Origin of the sequence: Microbulbifer variabilis (assembly GCF_020524905.1) — a bacterium.
Classification (GTDB): domain Bacteria; phylum Pseudomonadota; class Gammaproteobacteria; order Pseudomonadales; family Cellvibrionaceae; genus Microbulbifer; species Microbulbifer variabilis_A.
In genome coordinates this window covers 211,387-223,690 of record NZ_JAIVKI010000003.1, presented here as the reverse complement: position 1 = coordinate 223,690, position 12,304 = coordinate 211,387, and the positions used below count along the sequence as shown (strand labels likewise).

The window sequence follows — 12,304 nt, the reverse complement described above, 5'->3', positions numbered from 1 at the left end:
AGCTGGGATTCATCAAAGATGGCGCAGTTTCAGGCAAGCACACGCTGTCACAGAAAGGTAATTTACGCCAAAAATCCGCGGGCTGGACGAGCTACTCAGACACCTGATGCCGAAGACCTGCGATAACACCTTTATCCAACAGTCTTTGCAGCAACTCAAGGCCGAAGCCATAAAGAGCTTCGCTGTCGACTTGGGGCAGCTCGTCAGCAATCTGAGCCAACAGTTGTTCTCCTCTGGCTTCCCCCTCGGAAGCCAGCTGCAACAGGCGCGCTGTTACCGCATTGATTTCCATAAAACTGACGTCATCGCTGAGGTCGCGATAGACCAGTAAAAAGGTGGGAGATTCAGCGGGCTCTTGAGGCTGATAAGTGGGGCCGATACGGTGCACAGGAAAGCGGTAACTGAGGCTCCAAACGAGCGGTGATACAACCGGTACAGATTTCAGCAGATCTCCCTGGCGATCCAAGCCAGTGGGAATCTCTTCGGTACTCACATCCAGCGCCAGCTCCACCCACTCATAGTGAGCCAGTTCTAACAAAAACGCTGGGTCCTCTTCCCGCTGGCCCCGTTCCTGTTGCAGATAAGTGAGAAACTCCTCGCTAATCTGCAAAAAGTAGGGACTTGTGGAGGTATGGTGCTGAATAAAATCGCGGACCATTTCATTCCAGCGCTCATCGCTGTAGAGGCTGCGCAGCACGGGAAAACCACCGGCAATAAACGATTCGATATTGTTGTAAATCAGGTCCCGGTAGATGGCAACGCGCCGATCCTCAATATCCTTTGGCGCCTCGACTTCATCAGGGGCACGCAAATGATTGGCAAAAGCCCTCTGTAGACCCTGAAACCCGGCTGTCTTATCGGCGACTATGGACATAGCTTTCTTCTACTTGGTGGTTGGCCTGGATGTCCTTGATCTGTTCCACCTCTTCAAGCAATTGCGGTAGGGGTGGGATATTAAAGTCGCGTTCCAGTAGGGTGGGGATAACACCATGCATCTCATAGGCCTTATCTAATAGCTGCCACACTGGATCAATCACTTCAGCGCCGTGCGTATCCACTTTCAGGTCATCCGCCTCATCGAAATGCCCCGCCACATGGACATAGCGCATTCGCTCCGAGGGCAGTCCGCGCAAGAATTCCAGGGGGTCGTAGCGATGATTAATTGAATTCACATAAATATTATTGACGTCGAGCAGAAGATCGCAGTCCGCCTCTTGCAGGACCGCCTGTAAAAATGCCAGCTCACTCATCTCCTGGCCCGGCGCCGCGTAATAGGAAACATTTTCCATGGCAATGCGCTGTTCGAGCGTATCCTGCACAATGCGAATTCGTTCGGCGACATACATCACTGCTTCTTCGGTAAAGGGGATAGGCAATAAATCGTAGAGATGGCCCTGATCTGAGCAGTAGCTCAGATGCTCGCTGTAAGAGCGGATATTGTGATCGCGGATAAATTGCTTGATTGAGGCGAGCAACTCCATATCCAGCGGATCAGAAGAACCAATAGACAGAGACAAACCGTGCAAAATAAAAGGATGGCGTTCGCTGAGCTGGCGGAACCAGCGGCCATGTCGCCCGCCGACACCGATCCAGTTTTCCGGCGCAACTTCAAAAAAATCCACCGCACCCGATGAAATCTCCTCGCCCATCATAGAGCGGCGTAGTCCGAGACCGGCACCCTCCACTGGATAATTACGCACCGCTATTTGCCTCTATTGGTAATGGAAAGTACTTGGGGCGGCCGTATGAATACAGCACCGCCCCAATCTCGTGCGACGGAATATTAGTTACCGCATTTGCCTTCTTTCTTTTTACCTTCGCCGCAACTACCTTCTTTCTTCTTACCTTCGCCACATTTTCCTTCGCCGCATTTACCTTCCTTTTTCTTGCCTTCGCCGCATTTGCCTTCTTGCTTCTTACCTTCGCCGCACTTACCTTCCTTGTTTTTGTCATCGTGATCGTGATCAGCCAGTGCCAGGTTGTAGCCGGAACTCAGGTCTTCAGCAGCAAAAGGGTTGGCAGTACTGTTAGCCGCAGACACATTCATAGCTGCAGTTGCAATAAACGCTGCACCAACCGCAGCTGCTACCGGGGAAAGGTGTTTCTTGTTCATAAAAAATCTCCTAACTAATGCCCTGTGTAATAAAACTCTCTAAGACTTTTTCTATGTCCCGCGACAGTATAATGAAGCGCAGTGAGAAACCGTCATATTGTGAAACCGGCCCACAGCCAAAGTACACTTGGTAGCGCATCCAGGCTTTGCCGACGTACATAGATCTGTCGGGCCAGTGCAGGAAATATTACACAAGACGACAAAGTTTTTTGTGAACTGTGCCTAGGCGCGGCTCAAGTAAACAGTTCCTTGCTATCAATCTCTATCCAGACCTTGTGCAGACGCTTGGCGGAGACCGGCATCAAGGTCTTTAATGTCTGTGCAAACAGGCTGACGCGGAACTCCTCCAACATCCAACGGTACTCCACTAGCGCAGGCTCTGACGCCAACTCCCTCCTTGAGAATTTCTCTACCTGATCATCAAAGGACTCGGCGACCTTGTGGAATTCCACTTGCAGCTTGCGGTCACGGTTTGGATCGAGCGCCGCCTTTTCCAGGCGCACAGCGATCGCCTTCAGATAGCGGCTATATTGGCGCAGCCATTGCAATGGCGTGTCAAACAAGACTCCCCGGTAGAAGAGTCCGGCCAGTTGCTGCTGGATATCTCCCACCGCCATAGCGACCGCCAGGTTCTTTTGCTGTTTGATCTGCTTGCGCAAGGGGACCAACTGACCCAAGGCTTTGACCAATAGGTCTCCAATCTCCTGGGCCACCCCCACCAAGTCGCCCTCCTTCTCCAGTGCCGACAGAAACTCAGCTTCGCTGCGCGGCCAGTTTTCATCCGGCCAGAAGACTTCGCGCGCAGCGGCCAACAAAATATCGTCTGCCACTTCCTCGCGACGCCCCAGATCTGCCGCAGAAAGCCCCAACTCCTTGCCGCGCAATAACTCCTTGCGCAGATATTTTACTTTCTCAGGCAGGTGCAACAGGGCCAAACGGCAGATGCCGGCACGACTCAAGCGCCGCGCTTCGGCGGGGTTATCCAGTAACTTCAGAGAGACGCTTTCTTTGGCTTCCACCAATGCTGGGTAGGCGCGCACCTTGAGCCCCCCCTGGTCGAGGGTGTGGGTTTCCGGCAACTCACCAAAATCCCAGCTAGTAATATCATCCCGCTCAAAACTATCGCCCGCATTCGCCAGCCCCTGCTGCACCCGGTCCCGATAGCGCGCCTGTAATACCGAGAGATCGCGATCCTGATCCAACAATTTCCCCGACTCATCCAAAACTTGGATATTGAAGCGGTAGAAATCTTCCAGGGATTGTTCCGCAGATTCCCAGGTATCTTCAGGCAGCTGCTGGGCAGTCTGACGTTGCAACTCCAAAGCCAGTGACTGCCATAGCGGGGTATTGTCTGCGCGCAGTCGCGGCAAAGCCTTATCCACAGCCGCCGGTACCGGCACAAAGTATTTGCGCCACTGTTTGGGTAGGGCTTTAATCAGAGCGATACATTTATCCCGCAGGATTCCAGGCACCAGCCAGGAAAGTCGAGCGGCGGGCACCTGGTGCAGCGCCGCAACCGGTACCTGGACACTGACACCATCATCCACACTGCCCGGTTCGAAGTGATAACTGAGCGGGTAAATAATACCGCCCGCTTGCAGTTCGTTAGGGAATTGCGCCTCGCCCACATGATCCGCACTCTGCTGCATCAACAATTCGCGGGGGATAAACAACAGCTGTGGATCACTGACTTCAACTTTCTTGCGCCAGTGCTCAAACCCGGCAAGGTTGACGATATCCGCAGGGACAAGCTCATCGAAAAAGCGGTAAACCACTTCGTCATCCACCAGGATATCCCGGCGACGGGACTTGGCTTCCAACTCTTCCAGGGACTTCAGCAGGTCAGTGTAGTGTTTATAAAAACGGCCCTTGCCACGATAACGCTGCTCCACCAGCGCCTGGCGAATAAATACTTCCCGAGCGGTTTCCGTATCCAGCTTGCCGTAGGGAATACGGCGTTTTTCCACCAGTACCAGTCCGTATAGAGAAACCTTTTCAAAGGCCATCACTTGCCCGGAACGAGCATCGTAGTGGGGCTCAAAATAATTGCGTTTTACCAAGTGCTGGGATGCAGCCATCACCCAGTCCGGCTCTATTTTCGCAACGGTGTGGGCGAACAGGCGGCTGGTTTCCAACAACTGGGCAGCAACCACCCAGCGCGGTGGCTTTTTAAATTGGCCAGAGCCAGGGAAAACATGGAAGCGACGGTTGCGGCAGCCGATAAATTCCTTGTTTTCATCGCGAGCGCCAATGTTACCGAGCAAGCCCATGACTATTGCTCGGTGAATCGCCTCATACTCTGCCGGTTCTTTATTTTCTTTAACTTCAAGATCCCGGCAAGCCACGCGCAATTGGTGGTGGATATCTCTCCACTCACGCATTCGCAACCAGGATAGGAAGTTTTTCTGGCACCACTTACGCAGCTGGCTTTGACTCAGCTCCTGACGTTGGATTTCGAAGGCATCCCACAACTGTACAAAAGACAGAAAATCAGACTGCTCATGCTGCCACTGACGGTGTTTTTCATCCGCCGCCTGGCGCTTTTCCGCCGGGCGTTCACGCGGGTCTTGCACAGCCAGGGCGGCGACAATAATTAATAATTCTCGCGCACTGCCATTATCTGCACCGGCCAGCAACATTCGGCTCAATCGTGGGTCCAGCGGCAGACGTGACAATGCGCGGCCCAGTTTGGTCACCCTGCCCTGGTCATCGACTGCCTGCAATTCCTGCAACAATTTATATCCGTCATTAATCAGACGGGGATCGGGCGGATCGACAAAGGGAAACTCACGGATATCGCCGATACGCAGCTGTAACATTTGCAGGATTACCGCAGCCAAGTTCGTACGCAGGATTTCCGCATCGGTAAATTCCGGACGCTGCACAAAATCCCGCTCCTCATATAAGCGCACACAGACACCGGCGCTGACACGACCACAGCGACCGGCGCGCTGATTGGCACTGGCCTGGGAAACCGGTTCTATCGGCAATCTTTGGATTTTACTGCGATAGCTGTATCGACTAACCCGCGCTGTACCCGGGTCGATCACATAGCGAATGCCCGGCACCGTAATGGAGGTCTCCGCCACATTGGTGGCAAGCACAATACGGCGGCCTTTATGTCCGTGAAAAACCTTGGCCTGCTCTGCCAGACTTAAGCGCGCATATAGGGGCAACACTTCCAACTGGGCAATCTGCGCATCCCGCAGGGCCTTGGCACACTCGCGGATCTCCCGCTCACCGCTCATAAATACCAGTATGTCCCCGCCGCGCCGACTGCTGGATTTTTCCTCGTGCAGTAACTCTTTCACTGCAGCGACAACCTGTTCGGTGAGGTCTGCATCACTGTCGGCTGCTGGGCGATAGTGAATATCTACTGGATAGGTGCGTCCAGATACCTCAATAATCGGCGCATCGTTAAAGTGTCTAGAGAACTTTTCCAGATCGATAGTAGCCGAGGTAATTATCAGCTTTAAATCCGGGCGCTTGGGCAGAATGGTTTTTAAATAGCCCAGCAGGAAATCGATATTGAGGCTGCGCTCGTGGGCCTCATCGATAATCAGCGTATCGTATTTATTCAGCAGAGGGTCGCGTTGAATTTCAGCCAGCAGAATACCATCGGTCATCAATTTGACATGGGTGTGCTCAGTGCTGTGGTCGGTAAAGCGAACCTGGTAACCGACAGACTCCCCCAAGGGCTGCTGCAATTCCTCAGCGATACGATTAGCCACTGTGCGTGCGGCAATCCTGCGCGGCTGGGTGTGGCCAATCTGGCCATAGATACCCCGCCCCAGGGAGAGACAGATTTTTGGTAATTGGGTGGTTTTACCAGAACCGGTTTCACCGGCGATCACGACAACCTGGTGCTTTTCGATCAGCTCGGCGATTTCCTCACGCCGCGCCACCACCGGCAAGGCTTCCGGCCATTGCACTTCCGGCAACTTACGCCGGCGTTCTTCCGCTAGCGACTCAGACGCCTGCAGCTGCTGCTCCAGCTGGGTCAACATACGATCGACCGGCTTGCCCTCTTTCTGGCGCCGACGCACGTTCTTAATAGTTCGATGCAAATGGTAGCGATCCCGCCCCATACAACTGGAGATGCGGGCCTGCAGAGCGCTCAGGCTTTTTTCTGCTTCGGTGTGACTCATGATTCGTACAGAATTGGCAAACCCGGGATTATACCCCCACTTTGCCACAGGGCTGAAAATCCCTGGGTGGCGCTCAACTATACTGGTCCAGATAGCGATGATTTTTATAGGTGCACTGCCCTTGGTGGTAGCACAGCACCTCAGGGTCACACCTTGCGAGCAGTACTATGCAAGAGATCAAACCCAAGCCCCCCGCCAGCGCCGGGCAGCTGTTTGGCCACCCCAAAGGATTGTTCCTGCTGTTTGGCACCGAGATGTGGGAGCGTCTCAGCTACTATGGCATGCGTGGTATTTTTGTCTTCTACCTGACCTCCACTGCCACCGCCGCAGTGTTCGGCTGGGAACAGCTCTCGGATACCGAATTGCAATCCAAGGCCCTGAGCTACCTGGGCTGGTATGCCATGTTGGTCTACCTGACTCCGATTATCGGCGGCTGGATGGCAGACAACCGCTGGGGCCAGCGCCGCTGCATCATGTTCGGCGGCACCCTGATGATGCTGGGGCAATTCTCCCTGGGCTTCCCCCACACCTGGCTGCCGGGCGGCAGCCAGATCTATATGCTGTGGCTGGGGCTGGCTCTGCTCATTATCGGCAATGGTTTCTTTAAGCCGAATATCTCCACCATGGTCGGGGACCTCTACGAGGAGGGAGACCACCGTCGCGATACCGCATTTACCATTTTCTATATGGGCATCAACCTGGGCTCTATTCTCGGTTATTTGGTTGTGGGCTGGATCGGAGAAAAGGTGGACTACCAGCTCGCCTTTATTGTTGCTGGCATCGGTATGCTTTTAGGCCTGATTCTGCAAATGACCCAGGCCAAGCACTACCTGGGACAAATAGGCGTAGAACCCTCCGCACAACTGGAATTGAAAAATATAAAAGACGAGAAAGAGAGCAAACACCGTCCTCTCACACAAGAAGAGCGGGATCGCATTAAAGTCATTCTGGTACTGGGTGTATTTATCGTGGTTTTTTGGGCTGGCTTCGAGCAGGCTGCCGGGTCAATGAACCTGTTTGCCAAATACCGCACCGACCTGAATATCTTTGGCTGGGAAATTCCTGCCAGCTGGCTACAGATGGTAAACCCTCTGTTTATTATTATTCTCGCGCCGATTATGGCCAGTATCTGGGTAGGCATGGGCGACCGAGAACCGAGTTCACCGGCTAAATTCAGCCTGGGTTTGGTATTTCTCGGGATCGGTTTCCTATCCATGTGCGGCGCAGCATTGCAAATCGGCGATTCCGAGACCATAAAAGCGAGTATCTGGTGGTTGGTCTTTGCCTATATTTTTCACACCATTGGTGAGCTGTGTCTATCGCCTATAGGGCTTTCTGTCGTGACTAAATTATCTCCCCTACGCTACCTATCCCTGATGATGGGCCTGTGGTTTGCATTTATCGGCATCGCCAACAAGGGCGCGGCAGAAATCGGTAAATTAGTGGGCGTTTCCGGTCCACTGGCCACTTTCGGTGGGGTCGCACTCACGGCCATCGTGGCTGGATTTGTTTTGTATTTGATTCGTGAAAAACTGGTGGATTGGATGCACGGTGCTGAAGAGGTGCATGTCACGGTGGGAGAGACCACCAAGGAAGAAATCAGCATCACTGCCGATCACGAGGGAACCCCCCCAGAACACTTTAGTGGCAATAAAAAATAACGCTTTATTATCCCTAACCCTAACCCTAACCCTAACCCTCAAGTTATTTGGGATTAAGGCGGCACAGGAATGCGCCGCCTGCAGATAATTTCCTGATTGAAGCCTTTAAGGTCAGAGTTCCTTGCGGGACTTCTTTAGGAGTTCATTTACTGCCCTCTATTAGCGACCTTTAACTAAATAAGCGATCGCCCGATCCAAGCCTTCCAGGGTCATCGGATACATATGCCCATCCACCAGACGCTGGGTCATGCCGATACTGGGTGTGTACTGCCAGTACTCTTCCCCCACCGGATTTAACCAGATCAAATTGTGGTAAGTATCAGTAATACGTTCCATCCAGGCTGCACCAGGCTCTTCATTCATATGCTCGACACTACCAAAGCGACTGGTAATCTCATAAGGAGCCATAGAAGCATCACCGACAAAAATTACCTTGTAGTCTTTGCCATAGGTGCGCAGTACTTCCAAAAGGGACGTATTCTCGCTATAGCGTCGCTGGTTATCTTTCCACACATGTTCATAGACAAAGTTGTGAAAGTAAAAATACTCCAGATGCTTGAATTCAGAGCGACAGGCAGAGAAAAGCTCTTCACACACCCGTACATAGGGGTCCATAGAACCGCCCACATCAAAAAAAATCAGCACTTTTATTGCGTTGTGCCGCTCTGGCACCATCTTAATGTCCAATAAGCCTGCATTGCGCGCTGTGGAGGAGATGGTGCTATTCAAGTCCAACTCTTCCGCCGCGCCAGTGCGGGCAAATTTACGCAACTTGCGCAGGGCCACTTGGATATTGCGGGTTCCCAGGCTGATACTGTCATCCAGGTTTTTGAACTGGCGTTTTTCCCATACCTTGGATGCCGAGCGATTGCGCCCCTGTCCCCCCACCCGAATACCACCTGGGTGATAACCACTATTACCGAAGGGACTGGTACCACCGGTACCTATCCAGCGGTTGCCACCACTGTGACGCTTTTTCTGCTCTTCGAGGCGCTTTTTAAACTCCTCCAGCAATTTTTCCAAACCACCGAGGCTTTGGACTTTGGCCTTTTCTTCTTCGCTTAACTGCTTGAGAAATTCCGCCCTGAGCCAGTCTTCCGGGATCATTTGCTCGACGATATCGTCGAGAGTTTCCAGGTCTTTAAAATAAGCCTCAAAAGCGCGATCGAATTTATCGAAATGTTTTTCATCCTTCACCAAACAGACACGAGAGAGAAAATAAAATTCTTCCATGTCAGCAAATACCAGGCGCTGCTGTAAAGCCCCAAGCAGAGCCAGTAATTCGGTGATGGATACCGGTAATTTATAACGGCGTAAATTCAGGAAAAAGCCAATCAGCATAGTAATTCGCGGTCAGCACAGGAAAAAAGATACTCGGCCATACCGAGCAGAATATCATCAGGGGCACTCATTTACCCCTGATAAAAGGCAACAACGCCCGCTCAGCGATTGTCGCGGCGCGCCATAAATGCCAGGCGCTCGAGCATATGGACATCTTGCTCATTCTTCAACAGGGCCCCATAAAGCGGAGGAATGGCGCTGCTGTTATCGCGATCTTTGAGCACTTCCTCGGGAATATCGTCGGCCATCAACAGCTTCAACCAATCAATCAGCTCAGAGGTGGAAGGCTTCTTCTTCAAGCCCGGCACTTCGCGCAACTGGAAGAAAATATCCATCGCTTCCGCAACCAACTGCCCTTTAATCTCCGGGTAATGGACATCGACAATTTTGCGCATGGTGTCACGATCGGGGAAGCTGATGTAATGGAAGAAGCAGCGGCGCAGAAAGGCATCCGGCAGCTCTTTTTCGTTATTCGAGGTGATAATGACAATGGGGCGGTGTTTGGCCTTAATGGTTTCTCCTGTTTCATAAACGAAGAACTCCATGCGATCCAGTTCCACCAGCAGGTCGTTGGGGAATTCGATGTCTGCTTTGTCGATCTCATCAATCAACAATACCACACGCTCTTCCGCGGCAAAGGCTTCCCACAGTTTGCCCCGCTTGATGTAATTGGCGATATCATGAACCTTGTCTACCCCCAACTGGGAGTCCCGCAGACGTGATACTGCATCATACTCGTACAGTCCCTGCTGGGCCTTGGTGGTGGACTTGATATGCCATTGAATCAACTTCAGCCCAAGGCTCTCAGCAACCTGTTCCGCGAGCAGCGTTTTGCCGGTGCCCGGCTCGCCTTTAATCAGCAGGGGGCGCTGTAAGGTGACGGCTGCGTTCACCGCCATTTGCAGGTCTTCGGTAGCTACATAGCTATCGGTACCGGTAAATTTCATGCTTACTCCAATCCTGTCATCACGCTATCTTCAGATTTAGCGAATGATAATTGAACAACGGGACGGGTGGCGAGGCGGGAACGATCAAATTGGATGACCAGCCCGAGTAGCATTAAGAAGGAAGGTTTTTCAATTGTGGATCAAGCCATCTGGGTACTGCGGCGATGCACCACCTGGCGCCCCTTACCAGTGATATACCAGCGAATTCCCAGATGACTGTGAATTTTCCCTACCATCTCAAGCACTAGCAGGCTATTGAGGGCACGGGCGATTGAGTTGGTTTCCATACCGCTATCCTGCACCATGCCGCTCAGCGAGCGGAACACACATTCACCGCCATTTAGCAGATTGAGCACCTGTAGAGCGTTATCGTCCAACTTGCGAATCTGATTAAAGTCCAGCACCGGCCCCTGCTCCAAATCCCCTTCTATCTCATGCTCTAGTAAGGGCATCATTTCCAACTGCATGGTGCGCAGTTCCTGCTCCAGGTTTTCTACCCGAGCGCGGGCGATACTGGCATCGCGCAATTGGCGACGCGCGGCATTAAACACGAACATACGGGAGGCGATAGCAGCGAGCAGGCAGTAACCGGTAAAGATCAATAGGCGCGAGGGATCGCCCTGGATTTCGATCAGCAGATCACTCTGGGTAAATTTCAGGAAAATCGGCACCATCAAGGCGCCACACAGCCCCATAATCAGGCAGCGGGCGAGGCCGGCCGGATCCTCCTCTGTAAACAACATTTGATAATAATTCACCAGCCCACCGAGAATGCCCGATACCAGCATTACCGCAGTGAGAATCAGCAGGTGGTCGAGCATCAGGGTTCCTCAGCCATCTGGCAGCCTGCACCATAAATATGGGCGAAAATCCACGCCAAGGGCACTTTATATAGGCATTATCTGTTGTGAATCCGGTTTACCAAAAGACAACCCATTCCAGCGGGTAGTTAAAAACCCAAGGAAAAATACAAACCATCATTTCCCGACAGCGGGTTTGTTTATTGGGCTGTAACTATTAAACCGGCTCGTCTGGCCTCGCGCCAAGCACGGAAGCAGCCTAATAGATATAGCAGCTGTCACCGTCAATAGAGATGCTAAAGAAAGGAAGTAACGCCTTTGATAACCAAGTAAAGAAAAGGGATGGGCCTAGCTGCGACAGGCCCAGGATACTAGAGAGGGTTGGATGCAAAACCCTATTACTGTTCGTTGAAGTAAGGGTCTTCATCGAAACGTCGGCGGCGCTCACGACGAAACCTGGATAATAGAGAAACCAGTCCCCACACTACCATTACCGCCAGAGCACCGCCCGCGGCAAATACCAGGTTTGCAGTCACTTCCGGCGCTGCTCCACTTTCTTCAAATAATGATTGGTAGAGATACAGTGGTAATACAGGCAAAGCCACTGATTCGGCCACGGGTGTTTTTACCGGTACCAGTAATACCGAAGCCGAAACCAGCAACAAGGTACGGCGCAACCAGCTCCAACGCCAGTTGCGCATAAACCACCAACCGGCAGCCAGTAAAACCAGAGTCGAGCCGGTGTAAACAATCCAGGCAATTCGAAAATCTTCAGACATTTTTTATTTACTCTATATTTCCCGCCCAGGACAGGAAGTAATAGCAAGGCCTCGACGGCTCAACCGGCCTCCACCCAAGTGACGATATGCTCTTCCATATCATCCGGGTGAACCAGCTCCTCGCTGATAACACTGCCACGCACTGACATACCCGCTTTGTGCACAGACTGCGTATCGCCACTGACAAGCGGGTGCCACTCGGGCAACGGCTGCCCCTCAGCCAAGCGACGATAGGCGCAAGTTGCCGGCAGCCAAGTGTATTGATCGATATCCTGCACCCGTAACTGAACACATCCGGGCACCAATTCCTTGCGCCGCTCGTATTGGCTACAGCGACAGGAATCTGTATCCAGCAAGCGACAAGCAACATTGGTGCTGTAGAGCTCACCAGTCTCCTCATCTTCCAGGCTGTGCAGGCAGCAGCGTCCACAGCCATCGCAGAGAGCCTCCCATTCGGATTCAGTCATCTGCTCTAGCGTTTTACGCCGCCAAAAAGGCAGTTGTGCCATAAATCT

The 12,304-nt window shown here is 52.5% G+C and carries 10 protein-coding genes; 1 reads left to right on the top strand and 9 read right to left on the bottom strand.

The window, feature by feature from the left end; translation table 11 throughout:
- Nucleotides 1-91: 91 nt before the first annotated feature.
- The 4 genes from LC073_RS06185 to hrpA form a co-directional block, all read right to left on the bottom strand.
- Nucleotides 92-874, bottom strand: a complete 783-nt coding sequence (locus LC073_RS06185; RefSeq protein ID WP_226644996.1) for a DUF2063 domain-containing protein — start codon at nt 872-874, stop codon at nt 92-94.
- Nucleotides 855-1,706, bottom strand: coding sequence for a DUF692 domain-containing protein (locus LC073_RS06180; RefSeq protein ID WP_413231434.1), 852 nt, complete (start codon nt 1,704-1,706; stop codon nt 855-857). The genes LC073_RS06185 and LC073_RS06180 overlap by 20 nt, the downstream gene beginning before the upstream one ends.
- A gap of 77 nt (nt 1,707-1,783) precedes the next feature.
- Nucleotides 1,784-2,113 (bottom strand): hypothetical protein, encoded by a 330-nt coding sequence (locus LC073_RS06175; protein ID WP_226644989.1) that lies wholly within the window; start codon nt 2,111-2,113, stop codon nt 1,784-1,786.
- 233 nt (nt 2,114-2,346) lie between these two features.
- Entirely contained in the window at nt 2,347-6,261 is a 3,915-nt protein-coding gene (gene hrpA, locus LC073_RS06170; protein ID WP_226644986.1) for an ATP-dependent RNA helicase HrpA, read from the bottom strand.
- A gap of 167 nt (nt 6,262-6,428) precedes the next feature.
- Here hrpA and LC073_RS06165 point away from each other — a divergent pair, with 167 nt between their 5' ends.
- Nucleotides 6,429-7,922, top strand: coding sequence for a peptide MFS transporter (locus LC073_RS06165; protein ID WP_226644984.1), 1,494 nt, complete (start codon nt 6,429-6,431; stop codon nt 7,920-7,922).
- A gap of 159 nt (nt 7,923-8,081) precedes the next feature.
- Here LC073_RS06165 and LC073_RS06160 read toward each other — a convergent pair whose 3' ends face one another.
- The 5 genes from LC073_RS06160 to LC073_RS06140 all read right to left on the bottom strand — a co-directional run bounded on the left by LC073_RS06160 (nt 8,082) and on the right by LC073_RS06140 (nt 12,298).
- On the bottom strand, nt 8,082-9,263 hold the full coding sequence (locus LC073_RS06160; RefSeq protein ID WP_226644979.1) for a vWA domain-containing protein: 1,182 nt from the start codon (nt 9,261-9,263) through the stop codon (nt 8,082-8,084).
- A gap of 101 nt (nt 9,264-9,364) precedes the next feature.
- Nucleotides 9,365-10,210 (bottom strand): AAA family ATPase, encoded by an 846-nt coding sequence (locus tag LC073_RS06155; protein WP_152451699.1) that lies wholly within the window; start codon nt 10,208-10,210, stop codon nt 9,365-9,367.
- A gap of 140 nt (nt 10,211-10,350) precedes the next feature.
- Nucleotides 10,351-11,031 (bottom strand): YEATS-associated helix-containing protein, encoded by a 681-nt coding sequence (locus LC073_RS06150; protein ID WP_226644975.1) that lies wholly within the window; start codon nt 11,029-11,031, stop codon nt 10,351-10,353.
- A gap of 377 nt (nt 11,032-11,408) precedes the next feature.
- Complete coding sequence (locus LC073_RS06145; RefSeq protein WP_226644971.1) at nt 11,409-11,789, bottom strand: hypothetical protein; 381 nt, start codon at nt 11,787-11,789, stop codon at nt 11,409-11,411.
- A gap of 59 nt (nt 11,790-11,848) precedes the next feature.
- Nucleotides 11,849-12,298, bottom strand: coding sequence for a YcgN family cysteine cluster protein (locus LC073_RS06140; RefSeq protein WP_226644968.1), 450 nt, complete (start codon nt 12,296-12,298; stop codon nt 11,849-11,851).
- Nucleotides 12,299-12,304: the final 6 nt, after the last annotated feature.